Source organism: Bradyrhizobium sp. 195 (assembly GCF_023101665.1).
In the GTDB taxonomy this organism is placed as follows: domain Bacteria; phylum Pseudomonadota; class Alphaproteobacteria; order Rhizobiales; family Xanthobacteraceae; genus Bradyrhizobium.
Genome location: NZ_CP082161.1, coordinates 435,968 through 459,686 on the forward strand (window position 1 = coordinate 435,968; position 23,719 = coordinate 459,686).

Genomic DNA, 23,719 nt, shown 5'->3' on the forward strand with positions numbered 1-23,719 from the left:
TGAGGAGGGCACGTCTGTCTCGCTCCCTCCCCCCTTGTGGGGGAGGGTCGGGGAGGGGGGTAGCCCAGCAAAAGCTGTTGCTGATGCGGATGCCGCGGTGCTCGCATGCCGAGGGAGTCCCCGTGGGGCACCCCACTCCCTGCCCCTCCCCCACAAGGGGGGAGGGAACGCGAGTGCGGCGCGTCCCTCACACGCAAAAATCCGTCGGAAATTCCCCAACGATTCCAACGCCATTCTACTGTGCATGGGGTTGTTTTCGCGTTTTTTGATCGGAAGGCCCGCATGACCGCCCAGCCGCTGCTCGACGTTCAGGACCTCACGGTCGAATTCACCACCCGCCGCGGCATCGTCAAAGCCGTGCAGCACGTGAACATTTCCGCCGCCAAGGGCGAGACGCTGGCCATCGTCGGCGAGTCCGGCTCGGGCAAGTCGGTGACGTCCTATGCGGTGATGCGCATCCTCGACCGCGCCGGGCGGATCGCCGAGGGCTCGGTGATGTTCTCCGGCATCGACGTCAAGGCCGCGACCGAGGACCAGATGCGCGACCTGCGCGGCCGCGAAGTCTCGATGATCTTCCAGAACCCGCGCGCCGCGCTGAATCCGATCCGCAAGGTCGGCGACCAGATCGAGGACGTGCTGCGCACCCATGTGCAGCAGGCCCAGGTCAGAGATCACGGCGAGAAGGCGATCGAGGCGCTGGAGCAGGTCAAGATCGCCCGCCCGCGCGAGCGCTATCACGCCTATCCGTTCGAGCTGTCGGGCGGCATGTGCCAGCGCGTCGTCATCGCGCTCGCGCTCGCCTGCAATCCGCAGCTCTTGATCGCCGACGAGCCGACCACCGGCCTCGACGTCACCACGCAGAAGGCGGTGATGGATCTGATCGTCGAGCTGACCAAGCGCAAGGCGATGTCGACCATCCTGATCACCCACGACCTCGGCCTCGCGGCGGCCTATTGCGATCGCGTCGTGGTGATGGAGAAGGGCCGCGTGGTCGAGACCGCGAAGGCCGCCGACATCTTCGCCAACCCGCAGCACCCCTACACCAGGAAGCTGATGCGCGCGACGCCGCGGCTTGGTGTGAGCTTGCGAGACTTGCTGCCGGAGGAAGAGGGGGCAGCGCCCGCGGCGCCAGCCGAGTCAACCCCGGCCGCCGCAGCAAGTACAGAGAGTCAGAAGCCCCTCCTGCTCGTCGACAAGCTCGTGAAAGAATACCCCCGCCAGGGCGCGACCGCCGTGCTCGGGAAACTGTTCGGCCGCAAGCCGCCGGTGGAGCCGGACGTGTTCCGCGCCGTCGATGGCATCAGCTTCGCGGTCGGTCACGGCGAGAGCGTCGGCCTCGTCGGCGAGTCCGGGTGCGGCAAATCGACGACGTCGATGATGGTGATGCGGCTCCTGGACCAGACCTCGGGCCTGATCCAGTTCGAGGGCGAGGACATCTCCGGCATCCAGCCTGCCGCCTTCGCCCGCCTGCCGCAGCGCAGCCGCATTCAGATGGTGTTCCAGGATCCGACCGACAGCCTGAATCCGCGCTTCACCGCCGCGCGCGCCATCGTGGACCCCATCATGCAGCTGGGGGATATCAGAGGACGCGACGCGCTGCGGGCTCGCTGCGAGGAACTCGCGAGCATGGTCGGACTGCCGCACAACCTGCTCGACCGCTTCCCGCATCAATTGTCCGGCGGCCAGAAGGCCCGCGTCGGCATTGCCCGTGCGATCGCGCTGCATCCAAAGCTCGTTATCCTGGACGAGCCGACGGCGGCGCTGGACGTCTCGGTGCAGGCCGTGGTGCTCAACCTGCTTCAGGACCTGAAGCAGCGGCTAGGCATGAGCTATCTGTTCGTCTCGCATGATTTGAATGTGGTGCGCTTGTTGTGCGATCGTGTCATTGTGATGCGGACGGGACGGATCGTCGAGGAAGGCTCTTCCGAGCAGGTGCTCGGCGATCCCAAGGACGACTACACCAAGGAACTGCTGACGGCGATCCCGCATCCGCCGTTACCGGTGCACTGAGATCAGCTTGAGAGAGTGATGGCCGAACCCCTGGACGACTATATCGACGCCGTATCGAAAGCACTGGCGCTGCCGGTCGAGGAGGCCTGGAGGCCCGCGGTGCGTGCGAACCTCGAAGTGTCGCTGCGCCTCTCCCGCCTTGTCGACGAATTCGCGCTGCCGGACGAGACCGAGCCGGCACCGATCTTCACGGTCTGACGCTGCCATGACCGCCAAGCCAGAAACGGCCTCCGAGATCGCAAGCGCGGTCGCAGGCGGCAAAATGTCCGCGCTCGATGCCACCGAAGCCGCACTCGCGCGCATCAAGCAGCACGACACCGTCCTCAATTCCTTCACCGACGTCACCGCCGATCGCGCGCGTACGAAGGCGCGCGCGATCGATGCCGACATCGCCGCCGGCAAGACCGTCGGCCCGCTCGCCGGCGTGCCCTTCGCGGTGAAGAACCTGTTCGACGTCGCGGGGCTGCCGACGCGCGCGGGATCGAAGATCAACCGCGACCTCGCACCGGCCAAACGTGACGCCATGCTGATCGAGCGGATGGAAGCCGCCGGCGCCGTGCTGGTCGGTGCGCTCAACATGGGCGAATACGCCTATGACTTCACCGGCGAGAACGTCCATGACGGTCCCTCGCGCAATCCGCACGATACGACGCGCATGACCGGCGGCTCGTCCGGTGGTTCGGGCAGCGCCGTCGGAGGCGCGCTGGTGCCGATCGCGCTGGGCTCGGACACCAACGGCTCGATCCGCGTGCCGTCCTCCTTCTGCGGCATCTTTGGCCTGAAGCCGACCTATGGCCGGCTCTCGCGGGCGCGCTCGTTCCCGTTCGTCGCGAGCCTCGATCATCTCGGCCCGTTCGCACGGTCCGTCACCGATCTCGCGCTCGCCTATGACGTGATGCAGGGTCCTGACGCGGAGGACAGCGCCTGCACGGCGCGCGGACTGGAGCCGACGCTGCCGCTGATCGCCAATCCGGTCTCGGACCTGCGCATCGCCATCGCCGGCGGGTATTTCCAGAAGAACGTGTTCCCGGAAGCGGTCGAGGCCGTCGGCCGCGTTGCCAAGGCGCTTGGTGCGACGCAAGTCGTGGACATCCCAGAAGCCGCGCGAGCCCGCGCGGCGGCCTATGTCATCACCACCACCGAAGGCGCTTCGCTCCACCTCGATCGCCTGCGCAAGCGTCCGAACGATTTCGATCCGGCGGTGCGCGACCGGCTGATCGCAGGCGCGATGGTACCCGCGCCCATGGTCGACCGCGCGCAAAAATTCCGCCGCTGGTACCGCGCGCAGCTTGCCGAGATCTTTAGATCGGTCGACGTGCTGCTGGCGCCGGCAACGCCCTGCACCGCGCCAAAGCTCGGACAGGTGAACTTCAATCTCGACGGCGTCGAGCTGCCGGTGCGCGCCAATATCGGCGTCCACACCCAGCCGATCTCCTTCATCGGCCTGCCGGTGGTCGCGGTGCCGGTGCCGCTCGAGCCGCTGCCGATCGGCGTGCAGATCATCGCCGCGCCTTGGCGCGAGGACATCGCGCTTCGTGTCGCCTACGCCTTGGAAAAGATGGGCGTCGCCGCCGCGCCTGCTCCAAGGGGACTTTGAGAGGATTCTGAAATGGAGATCGATCTCCCCGACGTCATCGCGGAAGTCAAAGCCGCGTTCGATCGTTACGAGCAGGCCCTCGTCAGCAATGACGTCGCCGTGCTCGGTGAGCTCTTCCGCAACGATCCCCGCACGCTGCGCTACGGCATCGGCGAGAACCTCTATGGCTACGAGGCGATAAGCGGCTTTCGCGCCGGCCGCTCGCCGGTCGGCCTGAACCGCCGCACCGCAAAGACGGTTATCACCAGCTATGGCCGCGACACGGCCGTTGCCTCCACCCTGTTCCATCGCGACACGGCGCCCGGCAAGGTCGGCCGGCAGATGCAGACCTGGATTCGCTTCCCCGAAGGCTGGCGCGTCGTCGCTGCCCATGTCAGCATCATCGACGAGCCGAAAGAGACCGCATGACGCTCGACGAGTTTCCGCAAGGGACACCGCCGGCCGAGCCGGTGGTGCCGCGCGTCGATCGTCCTTCGGCATCAGTACAGAAGGTCACGCGCGCCGAAGAGCTGCGCCTCCAGCTCGCGGACGAGATCGTGCGCGGCGCCCTGGCCCCCGGCGCGCCGCTTGACGAGACCGACATCGCGCGCCGTTTCAGCGTTTCGCGGACGCCGGTGCGCGAGGCGCTGCGTCAACTCGTGGCGAGCGGCCTCGTCGAAGCGCGCGCCCATCGCGGCGCGGTGGTGGCGCAGCCCTCGATCGAGCGTCTCAAGAGCATGTTCGAGGCGATGGCCGAGCTCGAGGCACTGTGCGCCGGCCTTGCCGCCGAGCGCATGTCCGCGGCCGAGCGCCACGGTTTGGAGGCCATCCACGAGGAGTTGCGGGTCTTGAGCTACACCGGCAATCCCGATCGCTTTCACGAGGTCAACGAGCGCTTCCACAACGCGATCTATGCCGGCTCGCAGAACGGCTACATCGCCGAGATCACGCTGGCGACGCGCGTGCGCGTGCAGCCGTTCCGCCGCGCCCAGTTCCGCAACCTCGGACGTCTCGCCAAATCGCAAGCCGAGCACGACCGCGTCGTCGTCGCCATCATGCGCGGCGACAAGCAGGGCGCCGCTGCGGCGATGCGCGCGCATATCGAGCTGGTGCGCGGAGAGTACGAGATTTACGCGGTGTCGGTGTAGGGCGGCACCCGCGGTGCCGTAGGGTGGGCAAAGGCGCAAAGCGCCGTGCCCACGATCTTCTCATGAAGGACGAGGTCGTGGGCACGCTTCGCTTTGTCCACCCTACGGCAGCTACGCTGTGGCGGCTTCCTTCATATAAGCGCGCCATCCCCCATACGCGGTAATATCCCGCGCATCACCCAGCACTTCCGGCTCGACCAGAAACCCCTTCACGCTGCGGCCATCCGCAAGCCGCACCGTGCCGATCGCCATCGGCGCGGGAATCGCGTTGACGAACCTGCCGAAGGCGGACGACGACAGCGACCAGATCTCCAGCTCGATCGACGCGCCCTTGCCGGCTTCCACGCGCAGCATGCCGGGCTTTGGCGGCGTGGTCTTGAGCGCGTAGAGCTTGTAGTCCGGCGCCGTCCTGGTTGCCTCGACCAGATGGCCGTTCAGCGCCGTCAACTCGCCGTTCAGCACCATGCCGGACAGATGCGCGCCGACCACGGCGATCGGGATCTCGTCGCCGCTGCTTGCCGGCAGCGGTGCGAGCGGAGCTTGCGCCCCGCTCTTTGCGCCGAGGCTCAAGTTCGTATCGGCATGGAAGACACGGCCGATGCTGGCCAGCATCGCATCGCGTCCGGCAGGCGCGAGCAGCGTGATGCCGAACGGAATGCCGTCGGCACGCATCGACGCCGGGACGGCGAGGCCGCAGAGGTCGAGCAGATTGACGAAGTTGGTGTAGGTGCCGAGGCGGCTGTTGAGCTCGATCGGATTGGCGAGCACCTGCGCGGTCGTATAGGCCGTCGGCGCCGTCGGCAGCACCAGCGCGTCGATATTGGCAAAGGTGCGCTCGGCGATCTTGCGCAGGCCCTGCAGGCGGTAGAGCGCCGAAAAGGTCTCGCCCGCCGTCAGCCGCGCGCCCGCCGCGGTGATCTCGCGCGTCACGGGGTGGATCGCATCAGGCGCGGACGCCAGCAGATCCTTGATCACGAGATAGCGCTCGGCGACCCACGGGCCCTCGTAGAGCAGCCGCGCCGTCTCGTAGAACGGCTCGAGGTCGAACTCGACCAGTGTGGCGCCACGCGCGGTCCAGCGCTTCAGCGCATCGCCGTAGGCAGCATCGGATGCTTTGTCGCCGAAGAAGATCAGCTGTCCGTTGCGGGGCACGCCGAGGCGCAGGCCTGCCGGAAACGGCGTGAGCGCACCCAGCGGCCGGTCGCGCGAGAACGGATCGGCTGGGTCCGGCCCCGCCATCACGGACAGAGCGAGCGCGGCATCGTCCACCGTCAGTGCGAACACCGAGATGCAATCGAGCGTGCGGCAGGCCGGCACGAGCCCGGCATTCGAGATCATGCCGAGGCTCGGCTTCAGCCCGACGATGTTGTTGAGCATCGCCGGCACGCGGCCCGAGCCGGCGGTGTCGGTGCCCAGCGACAGCGGCACGAGGCCGGCGCCGACGGCGACTGCCGAGCCCGAGCTCGATCCGCCGGGAATGAGATCGTCGCGGATCGAATTCTTGGGAATGCCGTAGGGCGAGCGCACGCCGACGAGGCCGGTTGCGAACTGGTCGAGATTGGTCTTGCCGATGATGATGGCGCCGGCGGCACGCAGGCGCGCCACCGCGGTCGAATCGTGTGCCGGCGTGGTGGAAAAGGCCGGGCAGGCCGCGGTGGTCGGAAATCCCAGCGCGTCGATATTGTCCTTCACCGCGACCGGCACGCCAAAAAGCGACAGGTTGGCTGCGTCCTTCCGAGCAGCAAGCTTCTCGGCCTCCGCGATGGCGTCCTTCTCGTCGCGCAGGCTGATGAAGATGGCGGGATCGTTGTGGTCGCGGATGCGCTGATAGGTCCGCGCGGCCGTCTCTGCCGGCGTCAGCGTGCCCGCGCGATGCGCGGCCACAATCGCGGCGATCGTTTCAGGCTGCTCAGCCCCCATGGCGACAAAACTCCGGCTATTCGTCCTCGGCCGGAGCGAAGCAAGCGATGTGCCATTGTGTACAATATCCGGGCAGCCCGATTGCTCCGGATATTATCGTGTGATCAGTGGCTTGGGGGATGTTTCGACAGGCGGTCGGACGGTCGCAGCAGCGCCCTGTGACGGGCATCTGCCCAAATCATGGGCAGTCGGGATCAGGTGAAGCCGGCGAGGATCCGAAGCAGGTGGGCCCGGTTTTCCTTGCCGATCTTCGCCTCGACGTTCCGCTCGTGCTCGGCCGCGAGCCGCTTGAACTTCGCCAGCGCCGTCTCGCCCTGCGCGGTGAGATGCAGCGCATGCGAGCGCCGGTCCGCCTTCGACTTGACCCGCTTGACCAGCTTGCGCTGTTCAAGGCTGTCGAGCAGATGCACCAGCCGGGCGCGCTCGATGCCGAGGCGCTTGGCCACGGCCATCTGCGACAGGCCCGGATTGCCCCCGATCACCGTCAGCACCGAATATTGCGTCGGCCGGATGTCGACATCGCCGAGCGTTCTGATGAAGTCCTGGAAGATCCAGATCTGGAAGCGCCGCACCGCATAGCCGGCGTGCCCGACCAGGGCGTCGAGGCCGACATCGTCGGCGATATCGCGAGGCGCCGCGCCATTGCCGGCGCGCTTGCGTGGGGAGGGGCGGGTGTCGGCCCGGGCTGCACTGGCTGTCACGTCAGGTCTCCTGCCGCGCAACCTTAGCGCCTCGGCAAGCCAAGCGAAAGATTGTTGTTGACGACAACAATTGTCATGCCCAACATTATGGCCAAAGCAACCCGGAATGAGGCTGCGGCCGATCCCCGTATCCGGGCGGAGGAGGAAACACATGACAGTCGCCCCACGCGGTGACCTTGCAGGCCTGTTCGCAAGCCCGCGGACCGTCGCAGAGCATCGCGCCGACGGCAGCATCGTGCTGCGCTCGCCCGATCCGTTGCGCGATGGCGCGCGTTGCGTCGGCGACTGGCTGGAGCAATGGGCGCGGCAAACGCCGGATGCGATCTTCCTTGCCGAGCGCGGCAATGTCGATGCGCCCTGGACCACCGTCACCTATGCCCAGGCTCTTCGCCAGGTGCGGGCGGCGGCGTCCTGGATTTTGGCGCAAGGCCTCAGCGCAGAGCGCCCGCTCGCGATCCTCTCGGACAACAGCGTCGATCACGCGCTGCTGGCGCTTGCTGCCCAGCATGTCGGCGTGCCCTCGGCCGCGATTTCGCCGGCCTATTCGCTGATGTCCAGGGATTTCGAGAAGCTCAAGAGCATGGTCACGCTGCTGGAGCCGGGCGCGATCTACGTCTCTGCGATAAAACCCTTCGCGGCGGCGCTGGAGGCCATCGCGCCGCTGCACCGGGCGCGGATCATCAGCGGCCATGTTGATGACGCCGGTGCGCTCGCCTTCCGCACTGTTGCGGCAACACCGGAGAGCCCCGACGTTGCGACGGCGTTCGCCGCGGTGACGCCGGACACAATCGCGAAATTCCTGTTCACGTCAGGCTCGACCGGCACGCCCAAGGCCGTCATCAACACCCAGCGCATGCTGACCTCGAGCCAGCAGGCCAAGGCGCAGACCTGGATCTTTCTCGAGCAGAAGCGCGAGGATCTCATCATCCTCGACTGGTTACCCTGGAGCCACACCTTCGGTGCCAATCACAATTTCAATCTCGTGCTGCGCAACGGCGGCTCGCTCTATATCGACGGCGGCAAGCCTGCGCCCGGTCTCTTTGCGACCTCGCTGGCCAATCTGAAAAGCGTGATGCCGACGGTGTATTTCAACGTGCCGCGCGGCTTCGACATGCTGATTGCGGCGCTGCGCGGCGACGAGGAACTGTGCCGCCGCTTCTTCAACGAGGTGAAATTCGCCTTCTATGCCGGCGCGGCGCTGCCGCAAAATCTATGGGATGCGCTCGAGGAGCTCTCGATCAAAACCGTCGGTCACGCGCTGCCGATGGTCTCGGCCTGGGGCTCGACCGAAACCTCGCCGCTCGCGACCGACTGCCATTTCCTCGCCGAACGCTCCGGCAATATCGGTGTGCCCATTCCCGGCACCGAGCTGAAACTCGTCACCTCCGGCGACAAGCTGGAGGTGCGGGTGCGCGGCCCCAACGTCACGCCCGGCTATTGGAAGGCGCCGGAGCTGACGAAGCAGGCTTTTGATGAAGAGGGCTTTTATCTGATCGGCGATGCCGTCAAGCTTGCCGATACCGGCAGGCCCGAGCGCGGCCTGTTCTTCGACGGCCGTGTCGCGGAAGACTTCAAGCTCAATTCCGGCACCTGGGTCAGCGTCGGCACGCTGCGCGTCGCCGGCATTGCGGCGCTCTCGCCGCTGGCGCAGGACATCGTCGTGTCAGGTCAGGGCGGCGACGAGACGCGCTTTCTAGTGTTTCCCAATATTGTCGCCTGCCGCGTCCACGCCGGCCTGCCCGAGACGGCAGGCGTGAACGAGGTGCTCGCGCATGACAAGGTCAGGACCGCAATCGCGCAGGGCCTGGCGAAACTCAGGCAGCAAGGCCCCAACTCCTCCGGCCACGCCACCCGCGCGCTGCTTCTCGCCGAGCCGCCGTCGGTCGATGGCGGCGAGATCACCGACAAGGGCTACATCAACCAGCGCGCCGTGCTGACGCGGCGCGCCGATGCTGTGGCACGGTTGAACGACGATGCGTCGGGTGAGTGGATTGGCTGGGTATAAGTCGGTTTAGGCGCGCTCTTTCCACGTCGTCATTGCGAGGAGCTCTTGCGACGAAGCAATCCAGGCTGTCTCCGCGGAAGGACTCTGGATTGCTTCGTCGCTGCGCTCCTCGCAATGACGGAGGATGGGGCGAGTAGCTCGCCCATTACGCCAGCAACCCTGCCGCATTATCTTGTCGATTCTTTTGTTGCTTAAGCAACTAATTTGTGCGAACCGTTCCAGACAAGGATGACGGCGGGCAAACCGCTGCGTCTTTTCTGGAGGAAACAAATGCGGGGCAGAACTGGTGCCGTCGGCAAATGCCGGCGCGTGCCCGGATGTGACGGAAGGCGGCGCCTGAGGCGCGACCCGTCAGGCCTCGGTGCCGCCGGTGACCGCGCCGAGATTTTCATGCAGCCGGCGCAGCAGGTCGATCAGTACCTCGCGCTCGTCCTTGCTGAGGCAGGACAACAGCCGCCGCTCGCGCTCGAGTGCTGCAACGATCACCTTGTCATGGGTGGCGCGGCCCTTCGCCGTCAGCGAGATCGAATGGGTGCGGCCATCGTTGGGGTCGGTGCGGATCGAGATCAGCCCGCGCTTCTCGAGGCCTGCCAGCATCCGGCTCACCGGCCCCTTGTCGAAGCCGATGACGTGGCAGATGCGCGAGGCCGGAATGCCGGGCTCGATCGCCAGCAGCGACATGATGCGCCATTCCGTGACGTTGACGCCGAACTGCCGCTGATAGAACGCGGTCGCGCTGTTCGAGAGCTTGTTGGCGATGAAGGTGACGAACGCCGGGACGTAACGGTCGAGGTCGAGCGTCGGTCCCGCCTCGTTAAGCGCAGGTTTTTGGCGGGCTCTGGTCGAGGGCGCAGGCATATCGGGATTCTATCTCTCGGCGGGCCGAAAGACCTAAGGGCATGCGCCGCCCTTTCACAAGATCAAAATGAGGGAGGTCTTCCATGACCGCATCCGGCTCCCCGGCAGCGACGGGCTCCGCGGCCGTTCCTCATCTCGACGTCGATCCCTTCGACATGAAGTTTTTTGCCGACCCTTATCCCACGCATCAGCGGCTGCGGGAGGCCGGTCCGGTCGTCTATCTCGACAAGTGGAACGTCTATGGCGTGGCGCGCTATGCCGAGGTCCATGCGGTGCTGAACGATCCCGCGACCTTCTGCTCCAGCCGCGGCGTCGGCCTCTCCGACTTCAAGAAGGAGACGCCGTGGCGGCCGCCGAGCCTGATCCTCGAAGCCGATCCCCCGGCGCACACCCGCACCCGCGCCGTGTTGTCAAAGGTGCTGTCGCCCACCGTGATGAAGGGGCTGCGCGAGCGCTTTGCCGCAGCGGCCGAGCAGCGGGTCGACGAATTGCTGGAGAAGGGCAGCTTTGACGCGATCACGGATCTGGCGGAGGCCTATCCGCTTTCGATCTTTCCGGATGCGCTCGGCCTGAGGCCGGAGGGCCGCGAACATCTCATTCCCTATGCCAGCGTTGTGTTCAACGCCTTCGGCCCGCCGAACGAGTTGCGCCAGGAGGCGATCGCGCGTTCGACGCCGCACCAGGCTTACGTCACCGCACAGTGTCAGCGGGAGAATCTCGCGCCCGGCGGCATCGGCGCCTGCATTCACGCCCACGTCGACGAGGGCGCGATTACGGCAACTGAAGCTCCGCTGCTGGTTCGCTCGCTGCTCTCGGCCGGCCTCGACACCACCGTCAATGGTATTGGCGCCGCAGTTTATTGCCTCGCGCGCTTCCCGGAGCAATGGCAGCGCCTGCGTGCTGATCTCACATTGGCGCGCAACGCTTTCGAGGAGGCGGTGCGATTCGAGAGCCCGGTTCAGACGTTCTTCCGCACCACGACACGTGATGTCGAGCTCTCCGGCGCGACCATCGGCGAGGGCGAGAAGGTGCTGATGTTCCTCGCCGCCGCCAATCGCGATCCGCGCCGGTGGGACGAGCCTGATCGTTACGACATCACTCGCCGCACCTCCGGTCATGTCGGCTACGGCTCCGGCATTCACATGTGCGTCGGGCAGCTCATGGCGCGGCTCGAGGGTGAGACGGTGCTGTCGGCGCTGGCGCGCCGCATTGCGACGATCGAGCTCACCGGCGAGCCGAAGCGCCGCTTCAACAACACGCTGCGTGGGCTCGACAGTCTGCCGGTCACGATCACGCCGGCCTGACGCGACCGGAAGCAAAAACAATAGACAGGGAGGGAACGATGAGGAACTTGAGGTGGACGCTTGCGCTGGCCGCAAGCCTGGTGTCCGGCGCGGCAAGCGCGGAGATCTCGGACAATGTCGTGCGCGTCGGCGTGCTCAACGACATCTCCGGCATCTTCCAGGACACCAACGGCATGGGCTCGGTGGAAGCCGCGCGCATGGCGGCGGAGGACTTCAACGGCGGCGGCAAGAACATCAAGGTCGAGATCGTCTATGCCGACCATCAGAACAAGGCCGATGTCGGCAATGCCATCGCGCGCAAATGGCTTGATGTCGAGGGCGTCGATGCCATCGTCGACGTGCCGAATTCGGCGGTCGGTCTGTCCATCAACTCGCTGCTGCGCGACAGCCGCATGACCTTTCTGGCCTCCTCGACCGCGAGCTCCGATCTCACCGGCAAGGCCTGCTCGCCCAACACCATCCAGTGGGTCAACGACGCCTGGGCGACCGGCAACACCACGGCAGCCGCGATGATGTCGCGCGGCGGCAAGGACTGGTATTTCCTCACGGTCGACTATGCGCTCGGCAAGGGCATCGAGGCGGAGGCGCAGAAATACATCGAAGGACACGGCGGCAAGGTGCTGGGCTCCTCCAAGCATCCACTCGGCACCTCCGACTTCGCCTCTTTCCTGTTGCAGGCGCAGGGTTCGAAAGCGCAGGTGATCGGCCTTGCCAATGCCGGCGGAGACACCATCAACGCCGTGAAGCAGGCCGCCGAGTTCGGCATCCAGCAGAGCGGGCAGAGGCTCGTCGCCTTCCTGCTCTTCATCAACGACATCCACGGCATGGGCATCAAGGTCGCGCAGGGCCTCCAGCTCATGGAGGCCTTCTACTGGGACATGAACGACGACACCCGCGCCTTTGCCAAGCGGTTCGCCGCTCGTCCGGGCATGAACGGCAAGATGCCGAGCGGCAACCAGGCCGGTGTCTATGCCTCGACGCTCGCTTATCTCAACGCGGTTGCCGCCACCGGCAGCGACAATGCCAAGGACGCCGTGCCCGAGATGAAGAAGTTCAGAGGCAAGGACAAACTGTTCGGCGACACCACCATCCGCCAGGACGGCCGCGTCGTGCATCCGATGTACCTGTTCGAGGTGAAGAAGCCGGAAGAGTCGAAATACCCGTACGATTATTACAAGCTGGTCTCGACCATTCCCGCGGAGCAGGCCTTCCGCCCGCTGGCGGAAGGCGGCTGCGAGCTGGTGAAGTAGGGCAGCGAGCGCCGCTGAACCCTCTCCCCTTGTGGGAGAGGGTGGCTTCGCAAAGCGAAGCCGGGTGAGGGGTTCTCTCCTCACGGACAATCTTGCGAGCCGAGAGAACCCCTCATCCGGCGCTTCGCGCCACCTTCTCCCACTAGGGGAGAAGGGAAAAAAACTACACCACCTTGCTTGACCCCTGCGTGATCAGCCGTGCCGCCCGCTGATCCCGGGCGTAGATCCAGAGCCAGCTGAGCGCAACGCTGAGGCGGTGGCGGAGGCCGATCAGGAAGTAGATATGGGCGATGCCCCAGATCCACCACGCGATCGTTCCGCGCAGCTTGAAGCGGCCAAAGTCGATGACGGCGAGCCGCTTGCCGATCTGGGCGAGGCTGCCGGCATGCTTGTAGCGGAATGGGCCGCTCGCAGCACCGCGCAGGCGGGCCTTGATGGTCTCGGCGACATGGCGGCCCTGCTGCTTGGCGGCCGGCGCGATGCCCGGCACCGGCTTGCCGTCCCAGGCGTTGATGCTCACGGTATCGCCGATCGCGAAGATCTCGGGATGGCCCGGAATGGTCAGGTCGGCCTCGACCTGCACGCGGCCGGCGCGATCGCTAGGTGCGCCCAGCCACTCGGCGGCTGGCGAGGCGCGCACGCCGGCGGCCCAGATCCGTGTTTTTGCCTCGAGCAGTCTGCCGCCGAACACCACACCCTCGCGGTTGATCTCGGTCACGGCCTGCCCGAGCACGACCTCGACGCCGATCTTCTCCAGCGAGGCCTGCGCATAGGCCGAGAGATCATCGGCAAAGCCCGCGAGCACGCGCGGCCCCGCCTCGATCAGCACGACGCGCGCCTTGGTCGTGTCGATGTTGCGGAAATCGCCGGGCAGGGTGTGGTGCGCCATCTCCGCGATGGTGCCGGCGAGCTCGACGCCGGTGGGGCCGGCACCGACGATGACGAAGGTCAGCCGTGCCGCGCGCTTTCCCGGATCGGTCTCGCGCTCGGCGCGCTCGAATGCCACCAGGATGTGCCGGCGCAAGGTGGTGCCGTCCTCCAGCGTCTTCAGGCCGGGCGCCCATTGCTCCCATTCGTCGTGGCCGAAATAGGCGTGACGCGCGCCGGTCGCCAGCACCAGCGTGTCGTAAGGCACCTCGCTGCCGTCGTCGATCAGCACGCAGCGCCTTGCCGCATCGACCCCGCTGACAGTCGCGAACAGCGTCGTCACCTCCGGCCTGTCGCGCATGAGATGGCGGATCGGCCAGGCGATCTCGCTGGTCGCGAGCGAGGCGGTCGCGACCTGATACAGCAGCGGCTGAAACAGATGATGGTTGCGGCGGTCGATCAGCGTGATCTCGACCGGGATGCCTGCCAACCGGTAGGTCGCCTCCAGCCCGCCGAAGCCGGCCCCGACGATGACGACGCGATGCGGTGTCGTGGTCATGATGTACCCTCGAATCTCGCTGCTCTTCCCTGCTCATTTAAGTGCGGATTGGGTGCGGCGGTCCAATAGCCGTCATCAATCGCCAGATAGGCCCGATGTATCGATCCGGCGCGAAAAAGCGCCGCAGCCTTGGTCGAACTAAGTAGAATTATATTTCTTGCCATCCCCGATTGGGGCGAAATATGGTGCAGGGCAGGCGCTGAGCCATTGGCGGCTCGATGGATTTTGCGTTCAATAGAAACGACCCGGGGCGGCGATCACCCCGCTTGCGGGCTCAATAATAAGGAGGGGAGTGGTTATGAGGACGGCATTCTGGCTGGCGGGCGCAGCGGCGCTGGTGCTGGCAAATCAGGCATCCGCCGGCGACACCATCAAGATCGGCTTCGTCTCGACCTTCAGCGGCCCGACCGCCGTGATCGGCAACGACATGCGCAACTCCTTCGAGCTCGCGCTGGACCACATGGGCCGCAAGATGGACGGCAAGCCGGTCGAGGTCATCTACGAGGATGACGGGCAGAAGCCCGATGTCGGCAAGCAGAAGACCGAGAAGCTGGTGCAGTCGGACAAGGTCGATTTCATCGTCGGCTACATCTGGTCGAACGTGCTGCTGGCCTCGCTGAAGACGGCTGTCGACTCGCAGACCTTCCTGATCTCGGCCAATGCCGGTCCCTCGCAGCTCGCCGGCGAGCTCTGCTCGCCTTACGTATTCTCGACCTCCTGGCAGAACGACCAGACGCCGCAGGCGATGGGCCTCTACATGAACCAGAAGGGCGTCAAGAGCGTCTTCCTGATCGGCCCGAACTACGCCGCCGGCAAGGACATGCTCGCGGGCGTGAAGAACACCTTCAAGGGTGAGGTCAAGGGTGAGGAATACACGGTCTGGCCGAGCCAGCTCGATTTCTCGGCCGAACTCTCCAAGGCGCGCGCCTCGGGCGCCGAGTCGATCTTCGTGTTCTATCCCGGCGCCGCCGGCGTGCAATTCCTCAACCAATATGCGCAGGCCGGCCTGAAGAGCACGATGCCGCTCTACACCGCGTTCACCGTCGACGAGCTGTCGCTGCCGCTGCAGAAGGAGAACGCGCTCGGGGTTCCCGGCGCGCAGGAATGGGTCAACGACCTCCCCAACGAGCAGAACAAGCGCTTCGTCGCCGACTACCGCAAGAAGTACACCGGTCTGCGTCCGACCTATTACGGCGCACAATCTTACGACGCGGCCCAGCTCATCAACAGCGCGGTGGTCGCGGTGAAGGGCGACACCAGCAAGAAGGACGCGATGAAGGCCGAGATGGAGAAGGCCAACTTCAAGTCGCTGCGCGGCGCGTTCAAATACGGCAACAACCACATCCCGGTGCAGAGCTTCTATCTGCAGGACGTCGTCAAGGACGCCGAAGGCCAGCTCGCGCTCAAGACGGTCGCGACCATCGTCGAGAACGACCAGGATCGCTTCCACGACAAGTGCAAGATGAAGTGAGGATCTTGCTTCTCCCTCTCCCCGCTTGCGGGAAGAGGGAGACTCTTCGCAGGGACGGTGAGGGTTGGAGTCCCCAATCTTCCCACACCGTCATTGCGAGCGCAGCGAAGCAATCCAGAGTCTTTCCGTTGAGGGATTCTGGATTGCTTCGTCGCAAGGGCTCCTCGCAATGACGTGTTGAGAGAGTATCGTAGGGTGGGCAAAGCGAAGCGTGCCCACGATGTATCCGTCACGGAGGAATGGTGGGCACGGCGCAAGAGCGCCTTTGCCCACCCGACGATTCCGGACTCGCGGAGAGGCCCTTTCCACAAGAGGAGAGGGTAAGTGTCCTACACCCTTGGCATGCTCGCAGGCCGCACCTCTCGAGCCTGCGCCGCCAGCCTGATCCCGGCATTAGCGGCACCAAAGCCCCGATAGTCCCTCCGCTCGACGATCTCGAAAAAGAACCGCTCGTCGAAGATGTGGGTGTAGACCTGGAAGAACTCGCCGTCGCCCTCGCGGTCGTAGAGGATGTGATTGGCGCGCAACTGCGCCATCAGCTCGGGCGCGAGGTCGTATTTGGCTTCGATGTCGTCGTAATAATTATCAGGGATGTCCAGGAAATCCGCGCCGCGCTGGCGCATGTCTGCGACCGTCGCAAAGATATCGCGGCACGAGAATGCGACGTGCTGCACGCCTGAGCCAAAAAACTCCGAGATGAAGCGCGCCGGCAGGGTGCGGTTGGCGGAGGAGCCGTTGAGCACGAAGCGCAGGCTCTGGTCGGCGTTGATGATGGCCTGGCTCTGCACCAGACCTCTGGGGTCGGCGATCTCCATCTGCGGCAGCCGCGTCAGGTCGAGGATGCCCGTGTAGAACAGCAGCCAGGACAGCATCTCGTCATAGGGCATCGACTGCGCGATGTGATCGACGGCGAGCAGCGCGTCCGCGCCCGCATCGCTCGCGACAGGCTCGAAATCCGTGTCCCAGTTCTTGCCGGCCTGATCGAGGAAATAGAGCAGGCTGCCGCCGACGCCGTGGATCGCCGGGATTTCGAGCTCGCCGGGCCCGACCGGCTGGTAGAAGGTGCGCGCCTTCAGCGTCTCGGCACGCTGCATGGCAAGGCCGGCATTGTCGACATCGAGCGCAATCGCGCAGACACCGGGGCCGTGCGTGACATAGTGGGAATGGGCGAAGCCGTCGGTCTCGCTATTGACGACGAGCTCGACCTTGCCCTGCGACCAGCGCTCCACCGCCTTGCTGCGATGCGCGCCGGTCTTGCGGAAGCCGAGCTGCGAGAACAGGTGGGCGAGCTCGCCGGCCTTGGTCTCGTTGACGGCAAACTCGATGAACCCGGTGCCGCGGCTCTTCGCCTTCGGTGCCAGCGGCTCGCGGACGAGCCTCGGCCAGTCCGGTGCGAGCTGGTCCTCCAGCAGGATCAGCGAGCGCAGGCCGTCGATGGCCGTCTGCGCGGCCGAGCCGGCGCGGAACTGGTCGTTAAAGATCTCCAGCGACAGCGGCCCGGCATAGCCGGTCGCCGCGATCGCCGCCATGAACTCGCCGACCGGCAGATCGCCCTGGCCGGGAAACGAACGGAAGTGCCGGCTCCAGGACAGGATGTCGAGCTCGAGCTTCGGCGCGTCCGCGAGCTGTACCAGAAAGATCTTGTCGCCGGGGATCGAGGCCATCGCGCGGGTCGGAAAGCCCGGTGCCAGCGCGTGAAAGCTGTCGAGGATGATTCCGATTGCGGGATGATCGGCGCGCCTCACGATCTCCCAGGCATCGCGATAGTCGTTGACATGGCGTCCCCAGGCCAGCGCCTCGTAGCCGACGCGCAAGGAGCGCTTGGCCGCGCGTTCGCCCAGCTCGCGAAAATCGTCGGCGGCGCGGTCGATGCCGCCGAGCGAGGCGGGCGAGACGTTGGAACAGATCAGCAGGAGGTCGGTGCCGAGCTCCTGCATCAGATCGAACTTCCGCTCCGCGCGGGAGAAATTGCGCGAGCGCTGCGGTTCGGGCATGCCCTCGAAATCGCGGAACGGCTGGAACGCGCAGATCTCGAGATTGAGGTCCTTGCACAGCTGCGCCACCTCGCGTGGGCCAGCGCCAAACGACAGCAGATCGTTTTCGAAGATCTCGACCGCGTCGAAGCCCGCGGCCGCGATGGCGCGGAGCTTTTCGTCGAGCGCGCCTGAGAGGGAGACGGTGGCGATTGAACGGTTGTTCATGCAGCTTGCTCCATGATCCGGCCCGGCGATACTTTTTGGCCCGTGCGCGCAGCCTCGCTGACGGCCTCGACCACAGCGAGCGTGGCCATCGCGTCCTCGACGGAGATCAGCGGCTGCTCGCGGCCCGCGATCACGGCGAGAAAATGCCGGAGCTGTTCGACGAGCGGATCGTAAGCCGAGAGTGCGACGGGCTCGCGAACCAGTGGCGCATGCCAGCCGGGATGTTGTCGATAGGACCACAGCTCCATGGTCGGGACCGAGAGAGAGCCGCCCGTTCCGGCGAAGACGTAGCAAGGCTGGTCCTGCCTGGGATAGACCGCGTTCTCGCCGGCGGTCAGCTCCCAGCTCCACGGCGCCGGCGTCGCATCCGACACCGTCACGGTTCCGAGTGCGCCATTGGCAAAACGAAGAAGGAGGGCGGCCGTGTCCTCAACCGCGAAGCCGCGCATCTTGTTCGAGGTCAGCGCTTGAACTTCGACGATCTCGCCGCAAACGAAGCGAAGATTGTCGATGTCGTGGATGAGATTGATCAGCAGCGGCCCGCCGCCTTGCTCGCGCCGCCATGCGACTTCGAAATAGTCGTCGGGCTTCTTCAGCAACCAGAGTCCCACCACGGCGGTGAGCTGGCCGAGCTTGCCGCCCGCCACGGTCTCGCGTGCGGCCTTGATGATGGGATTGTGTCGCCGGTGGTGGCCGACCAGCATCGGCACGCCGGTACGTTTCACGGCCGCGCACAGGCGCTGCGCCGTGGCAACCGTCTCGGTCACCGGCTTCTCGATCAGGGCCGGCACGCCGGCCTCAGTGCAATCGAGCGCCATCGGCAGGTGCAGCGTGTTGGGCAGGCGATGATCAGGCCGTCAGGCTTCTCCTGCGCCAGCAAGGCGCGGTGGTCTGCATAGCAATGCACGCCACGCGCCTGTGCATAATCCTTCGCGGCTGGCGAGGGATCGGCGATGCCGGCGAGCACGCAATCCTTGGAGGACTCGATCAATTCAATGTGGCGGCGGCCGATCAGGCCGGCGCCGGCAACGGCGATGCGCATTTTCGCGCTCATGCCGCGCTCTCCTCCATGGCGCCGCCCAGGAACAATTGCCCGATGCGCGGATCGTTCAGGATGCGCTTGGCGTCGTCGACCATGCGGGTCTGGCCGAGCTCGAGCACGATGCCGATATCGGAGATCTCCAGCGCCGACCGCGCGTTCTGCTCGATCATCAGGATGGTGACGCCGCGGTCGCGCAAGCTTTTGAGGATGTCGAAGGTCTGCTGCACCATCAGCGGCGACAGGCCGATCGAAGGTTCGTCGATCAGCACCAGCTTTGGCTCGAGCAGCAGCGAGCGGGCGATCTCGAGCTGCTTCTGCTCGCCGCCCGAGAGCGTGGAAGCCTGCTGCATCGACTTCCGCCGCAGAGCCGGGAAAAGGTCGAGCGCGGCTTCGATCCGTGTGGGCAGGTCGAGACCCTTCCCGGCGGCGACGCCGCCGAGCTCGATATTGTGGCGCACGGACAGTTCGGGAAAGATGTTGCGGCCCTGCGGCACGTAGCAGATGCCGGCATTGAGCAAGGCGCGCTGGCTCAAATTGGTGACGTCCTGGCCGGCAAAGCTGATCTTGCCCTCGCGCAGCTTCAACAGGCCGAAGATCGCCTTGAACACGGTGGACTTGCCGGCGCCGTTCGGGCCGATGATGGTGGTGATGGTCGCCTGCGGCACCGAGAAATTCGTGCCGTTCAGGATGGTCATCTTGCCGTAGCCGCCGACGAGATTATGAACCGAGAGGATCGGGTCGCTCATGGTTCGCTCTCCTAATGTCCGAGATAGGCTTCGATCACGGCGGGGTTCTTGCGCACCTCGTCCGGCCGTCCCATCGCCAGCACCTTGCCTTCCGCCATCACCATCACGCGTGAGCACAGCGACATCACGAACTCCATGTTGTGCTCGATCACGACGAAGGTGGCGTTCTTCTCGCGGTTGATCGCGACCAGGCGCTCCTTCAGATCCGCCAGCATCGACGGGTTGACGCCGCCCGCGGGCTCGTCGAGCAGCACCAGCCGCGGTCCGCCCATGAAGGCCATGGCGGCGTCGAGCAGCTTCTGCTGGCCGTAGGAGAGCCCGCCCGCCGGCTCGTCGGCGAGATGGTCGAGCTTGAAGAAGCCGATCATCTGGTTGGCGGCCTCCGTCAGTCCGGCATCGGAGCGGCCGACCAGACGCGAGGCCATGTTGCCCTGATGCTCCTGTCCGGCGAGGATCAAATTCTCTCGCACCGAGAGTTTTGGGAAGACCTGAAGGAGCTGGAACGTGCGGCTGACCCCGAGCTTGTTGAGCTCGGCGGGACGCAGGCCGGTGACAAGCTTGCCGTCGAGCTTGACCTCACCGCCCGTCGGCGTGAGCTGGCCGAGGATGCAGTTGAACAGGGTCGACTTGCCGCAGCCGTTCGGCCCGATCAGGCCGAGGATCTCGCCCTCGCGCACGTCTAAGGAAACGCCGTCGACGGCGCTGATGCCGCCAAAGTTCTTCTTGATGCCGGTGACTTCGAGAACCGCACTCATTGCGCCGTCTCCAGGCGGGATTTTGCGACGGCGCGCAGCGCGGACGCTGCCTTGGTGCGGCGTTCGGCAAGATAACGGTCGAGGATTCCCAGAATGCCGGTCGGCGACCAGATCAGCAGCAGCATCACCGCCACAGCATAGAGCATCAGATAATAGCCCTCGGTGAAGCGCAGCCATTCCGGCAGCAGCACCGCGATCATTGCCCCCAGGAACGGACCGAAATAGAAGCCGGCGCCGCCGACGATCACCATCATCAGGAGGTCGAGCGAGAGCGACAGGTTGAACGGCACCGGATCGATATATTGCGTCAGCGGCGCATAGAGCGCGCCGGCGACGCCGCCGAGCGCCGAGCCGATCGCGAACGCCATCAGCGTGTAGCGGCGGGTGTCGATGCCGAGCGATTGCGCGCGCAGCGGGTTCTCGCGCAGCGCCATGAAGGCGCGGCCCCAGGGCGAACGGATCAGCCACCACACCGCCAGCGACACGATCGCGAGCGAGCCGAGGCAGACATAATAGAATGGCAGGGGCTTGTTGGTCGCGAGGCCGAAGATGTGCGGGCGTGGGATGTTGGAGATGCCGTAGATGCCGCCGGTCAGCCAGCTCTCGTTGCGGAACACGAGGAAGGCGAGGGTGGAGAAGGCCAGCGTGACGAAGGCGAGATAATGGTGCTGCACGCGCAGCGCGGGATAGCCGAGCACCCAGCCGACCGCGAAGCTCAAGGCGATCGCGACCACGATCGCCGCCGGCAACGGCCAGCCATGCGTGGTCATGATGGCGGACGCATAGGCGCCGATGCCGACGAACGCGCCTTGGGCCAGCGAGACCTGGCCGGCATAGCCAAGCGTGAGGTTGAGCCCCATCGCGGCGATGCTCATCACTGCCCATTGGCTCAGGATGAACAGACCATAGCGGTTGAAGTTCATGGGGACGATGATCAGCGCGGCAATGACGGCGAGGCCGAGCGCGATCTTCAGGGGTTTGGCGAAGCCGCTCATACCGTGCGCTCCTCGGCGCGGCCGAGCAAGCCCTGCGGCCGGAACAGGATGACGGCGATCAGGAAGATCATCGGCACGGCGGCGCGGTACTGCGTCGAGACATAGGCGGCCGCGAGATTGTCGAGCACGCCGATCAACAGGCCGCCCGCGATCGCGCCGCGCACCTGGTTGAAGCCGCCGACGATCGCGGCGATGAAGGCCGCCTGGCCCAGCACCTCGCCGGACGAGAACTTTGCAAGGTAGATCGGCGTGATCAGAAGCGAAGCCAGCGCGACAAGGAAGGCGTTGATCAGGAACGTCAGCAGGATCATGCGCTCGACGGGCACGCCGATGATGCGCGCCACCGTCGGGTTCTGCGCCGCCGCCTGCATCTGGTGGCCGAGCGAGGTGCGGTTGAGCAGCGTGGTCAGACCGAGCACGGCGAGGATGGCGACGACCAGAACGCCGATGCTTTGCAGCGACACCGCGTGGCCGAGGATGGAGATGTCACCGGTCGGCAGGACCGACGGGAATGGCGAGGCCTCGGCGCTGAAGAACTGCTTGACCGCTTCCTTGAGGCCGATCGCCAGCGCCATGGTCGCAATCGCGAGCGGCAGCACGCCGTGGCGCATCATCGGATCGACCAACAGCAGCTTGAAGGCGAGGCCGAGCAGGATCATCGACAAGAGGATGCCGAGGATGATCGCGAGCCAGAACGGCGCGCCGGCATGCATCGCCGCCAGCATCAGGAACGCCGGCAGCATCACGAACTCGCCTTGCGCAAAATTGATGGTCTGCGAAGTCTGCCACAGCAGCGTGAAGCCGACCGCGACCAGCGCATAGATCGCGCCGGTGGCAAGTCCCGCAACCAGAAGATCGAACAGGTTGGACATTTTCCCCTCTATCTTCCCTGGCCCCGCACGCGGCGGGGCAACGCATATGGCACTTCGCGCGACCTGAGCGCGCGCCTCGTCCTTCGAGACGACCGCTTCGCGGTCTCCTCAGGATGAGGCTAAGCACCATCGTCGCTAGCTAGTGCCGAGCACCCGATCCTCATCCTGAGGGCCCGCCAACGGCGGGCGTCTCGAAGGATGGCGACAGGGAAGTCGCTACCATATGCGACTGCCCTGCCGCACTTTGCGAGAGACGAAGGACCCTCACTTCACTTTCGGCAGCACCTGCTTCACGACCTGCTTGCCTTCGACCACTTCGACCAGAAAGCTCTGGCGGTCGATGTCGCCGGTGTCGCTGAAGGTGACGTCCATCAGGATGCCGGGCTCGTCCGCGGCCTTGATGGTAAGGCCGTGCAGCGTGTCGGCAAACTTCTTCGGATCGACCTTGCCCATCTTCTCGGTGGTGGCTTTCACCATGTAGACGGCGAGATAGCCCTTCAGGCCGTTATGGTCGGGGACGTAATTGTATTTCTTGGAAAACTTCTCGCGGAACGCCTTGATCAGGTCGACCGGCGCGTCGGTGGTGAGGCCGACATGGCCGCGCGCGCCGTTGGCGGCATCGCCCGCAAGCTCGATCACCTTCTGGCCGATCAGCGTGGTCTCGCCCATCAGCGGCGCGGTGACGCCCTGGCGCTTCAGCTCCTTCAGGATGCGCGCGCTCTCTTCTTCGTTGAGATAGACGAAGACGGCGTCGGGATTGGCAGCCTTGATCTTGCCGACGTCAGCGGCGAAATCGGCCTGGCCCGCTTCGGTGGAGAGGTCGGCGACCACCTTGGAGCCGAGCCGGTCGAGCTCCTTGACCACGACGTCGCGCCCGCCGCGGCCAAAGTCGTTGTTGACCCAGACCACTGCGACGGTCTTCGCCTTCATCTCGTCGTGAATGTACTTTGCGACTTTCGGCATCGAGGATTGCTGGCCGAACGAGGTCCTGAACAGGAACTTGTTGCCGGCCTGCGTTAGCTCGGCGGCTTCGCCGCCCATGATCTGCGCGATGCCGGCTTCGGCCGCGAGCGGGGCTGTGACCTTCACCGAGCCGGAATAGCCGGGCCCGAGCAGCACATAGGGCTCGGCATCGAGCGCCTTCTGCACCTGGGCACGCGCCACGCCCGGGTTGGACTGCGAGTCGGCGTGGGTGACCTCGAGCTTGCGGCCGAGCACGCCGCCCTTGGCGTTGATCTCCTCGATCGCGAGGTCGATGCCGTTCTTCCAATTGGTGCCGACGGTGGCGCCGCCGCCCGAGAGCTCGGCGACATCGGCGAGCTTGATCGCCTGGGCAAAGGCGCTCGTTGCCGTCATGGCGGTGAGCAGCGCGCCCACCAATAGCGTTGATTTCATCGTCGTCTCCTCACGTTTCAAATTTTGCAAGCGGCCTTGTATCC

General features: G+C 65.4%; 20 protein-coding genes and 1 pseudogene. 9 read left to right on the forward strand and 12 right to left on the reverse strand.

Annotated elements, in window-relative coordinates:
• Positions 1 to 282 precede the first annotated feature (282 nt).
• Genes IVB26_RS01935 through IVB26_RS01955 form a run of 5 tightly spaced genes read left to right on the forward strand, consistent with a single transcriptional unit; the run spans position 283 to position 4,734 of the window.
• Positions 283 to 2,010, forward strand: coding sequence for a dipeptide ABC transporter ATP-binding protein (locus IVB26_RS01935; RefSeq protein ID WP_247970375.1), 1,728 nt, complete (start codon positions 283 to 285; stop codon positions 2,008 to 2,010).
• A gap of 18 nt (positions 2,011 to 2,028) precedes the next feature.
• The gene (locus IVB26_RS01940) at positions 2,029 to 2,208 is read left to right on the forward strand and encodes a DUF4089 domain-containing protein (RefSeq protein WP_246925989.1); all 180 of its coding nucleotides are present in this window, start codon (positions 2,029 to 2,031) and stop codon (positions 2,206 to 2,208) included.
• 7 nt (positions 2,209 to 2,215) lie between these two features.
• A complete protein-coding gene (locus IVB26_RS01945) occupies positions 2,216 to 3,607 on the forward strand; it encodes an AtzE family amidohydrolase (protein ID WP_247970376.1) in 1,392 nt (463 codons plus the stop codon).
• Between the two features lie 12 nt (positions 3,608 to 3,619).
• The gene (hpxZ, locus tag IVB26_RS01950) at positions 3,620 to 4,015 is read left to right on the forward strand and encodes an oxalurate catabolism protein HpxZ (RefSeq protein WP_247970377.1); all 396 of its coding nucleotides are present in this window, start codon (positions 3,620 to 3,622) and stop codon (positions 4,013 to 4,015) included.
• Positions 4,012 to 4,734: a GntR family transcriptional regulator gene (locus IVB26_RS01955; protein ID WP_247970378.1), complete on the forward strand. Its 723-nt coding sequence runs from the start codon at positions 4,012 to 4,014 to the stop codon at positions 4,732 to 4,734. Before hpxZ ends, IVB26_RS01955 begins: the two co-directional genes overlap by 4 nt.
• Positions 4,735 to 4,845: 111 nt before the next feature.
• Here IVB26_RS01955 and atzF read toward each other — a convergent pair whose 3' ends face one another.
• Complete coding sequence (gene atzF / locus IVB26_RS01960) at positions 4,846 to 6,654, reverse strand: allophanate hydrolase (RefSeq protein WP_247970379.1); 1,809 nt, start codon at positions 6,652 to 6,654, stop codon at positions 4,846 to 4,848.
• A gap of 194 nt (positions 6,655 to 6,848) precedes the next feature.
• On the reverse strand, positions 6,849 to 7,355 hold the full coding sequence (locus IVB26_RS01965; RefSeq protein WP_247970380.1) for a MarR family winged helix-turn-helix transcriptional regulator: 507 nt from the start codon (positions 7,353 to 7,355) through the stop codon (positions 6,849 to 6,851).
• A 151-nt stretch (positions 7,356 to 7,506) separates the two neighbouring features.
• Between IVB26_RS01965 and IVB26_RS01970 the strand changes: the two genes are divergently transcribed.
• Positions 7,507 to 9,360, forward strand: coding sequence for a feruloyl-CoA synthase (locus tag IVB26_RS01970; protein WP_247970381.1), 1,854 nt, complete (start codon positions 7,507 to 7,509; stop codon positions 9,358 to 9,360).
• A gap of 351 nt (positions 9,361 to 9,711) precedes the next feature.
• On the opposite strand, the gene IVB26_RS01975 is transcribed toward IVB26_RS01970, so the two are convergent.
• Positions 9,712 to 10,218, reverse strand: coding sequence for a MarR family winged helix-turn-helix transcriptional regulator (locus IVB26_RS01975; protein ID WP_247970382.1), 507 nt, complete (start codon positions 10,216 to 10,218; stop codon positions 9,712 to 9,714).
• A gap of 83 nt (positions 10,219 to 10,301) precedes the next feature.
• On the opposite strand from IVB26_RS01975, the gene IVB26_RS01980 reads away from it, so the two are divergent.
• On the forward strand, positions 10,302 to 11,522 hold the full coding sequence (locus IVB26_RS01980; RefSeq protein ID WP_247970383.1) for a cytochrome P450: 1,221 nt from the start codon (positions 10,302 to 10,304) through the stop codon (positions 11,520 to 11,522).
• A gap of 38 nt (positions 11,523 to 11,560) precedes the next feature.
• Entirely contained in the window at positions 11,561 to 12,772 is a 1,212-nt protein-coding gene (locus IVB26_RS01985) for an ABC transporter substrate-binding protein (protein WP_247970384.1), read from the forward strand.
• A gap of 163 nt (positions 12,773 to 12,935) precedes the next feature.
• Here the strand turns inward: IVB26_RS01985 and IVB26_RS01990 are convergent, their stop codons facing one another.
• Positions 12,936 to 14,198: an NAD(P)/FAD-dependent oxidoreductase gene (locus IVB26_RS01990; RefSeq protein WP_247970385.1), complete on the reverse strand. Its 1,263-nt coding sequence runs from the start codon at positions 14,196 to 14,198 to the stop codon at positions 12,936 to 12,938.
• A gap of 298 nt (positions 14,199 to 14,496) precedes the next feature.
• Here IVB26_RS01990 and IVB26_RS01995 point away from each other — a divergent pair, with 298 nt between their 5' ends.
• Complete coding sequence (locus IVB26_RS01995) at positions 14,497 to 15,669, forward strand: ABC transporter substrate-binding protein (protein ID WP_247970386.1); 1,173 nt, start codon at positions 14,497 to 14,499, stop codon at positions 15,667 to 15,669.
• Between the two features lie 329 nt (positions 15,670 to 15,998).
• Here IVB26_RS01995 and IVB26_RS02000 read toward each other — a convergent pair whose 3' ends face one another.
• The 8 genes and pseudogenes from IVB26_RS02000 to IVB26_RS02030 all read right to left on the reverse strand — a co-directional run bounded on the left by IVB26_RS02000 (position 15,999) and on the right by IVB26_RS02030 (position 23,675).
• Positions 15,999 to 17,870 (reverse strand): bifunctional sugar phosphate isomerase/epimerase/4-hydroxyphenylpyruvate dioxygenase family protein, encoded by a 1,872-nt coding sequence (locus tag IVB26_RS02000; protein WP_247970387.1) that lies wholly within the window; start codon positions 17,868 to 17,870, stop codon positions 15,999 to 16,001.
• The gene (locus IVB26_RS02005; RefSeq protein ID WP_458309383.1) at positions 17,867 to 18,574 is read right to left on the reverse strand and encodes a Gfo/Idh/MocA family protein; all 708 of its coding nucleotides are present in this window, start codon (positions 18,572 to 18,574) and stop codon (positions 17,867 to 17,869) included. Before IVB26_RS02005 ends, IVB26_RS02000 begins: the two co-directional genes overlap by 4 nt.
• Positions 18,575 to 18,619: 45 nt before the next feature.
• A pseudogene (locus IVB26_RS43110) lies at positions 18,620 to 18,924 on the reverse strand (Gfo/Idh/MocA family protein); the annotation flags it as partial.
• Complete coding sequence (locus tag IVB26_RS02010; RefSeq protein WP_247970388.1) at positions 18,921 to 19,658, reverse strand: ABC transporter ATP-binding protein; 738 nt, start codon at positions 19,656 to 19,658, stop codon at positions 18,921 to 18,923. The gene IVB26_RS02010 and the pseudogene IVB26_RS43110, both read right to left, overlap by 4 nt.
• Positions 19,659 to 19,669: 11 nt before the next feature.
• Entirely contained in the window at positions 19,670 to 20,413 is a 744-nt protein-coding gene (locus tag IVB26_RS02015; protein ID WP_247970389.1) for an ABC transporter ATP-binding protein, read from the reverse strand.
• Positions 20,410 to 21,408: a branched-chain amino acid ABC transporter permease gene (locus IVB26_RS02020; protein WP_247970390.1), complete on the reverse strand. Its 999-nt coding sequence runs from the start codon at positions 21,406 to 21,408 to the stop codon at positions 20,410 to 20,412. The genes IVB26_RS02015 and IVB26_RS02020 overlap by 4 nt, the downstream gene beginning before the upstream one ends.
• Positions 21,405 to 22,280, reverse strand: coding sequence for a branched-chain amino acid ABC transporter permease (locus IVB26_RS02025; protein WP_246921345.1), 876 nt, complete (start codon positions 22,278 to 22,280; stop codon positions 21,405 to 21,407). Before IVB26_RS02025 ends, IVB26_RS02020 begins: the two co-directional genes overlap by 4 nt.
• 264 nt (positions 22,281 to 22,544) lie before the next feature.
• A complete protein-coding gene (locus tag IVB26_RS02030; RefSeq protein WP_247970391.1) occupies positions 22,545 to 23,675 on the reverse strand; it encodes an ABC transporter substrate-binding protein in 1,131 nt (376 codons plus the stop codon).
• Between the last annotated feature and the right edge of the window lie 44 nt (positions 23,676 to 23,719).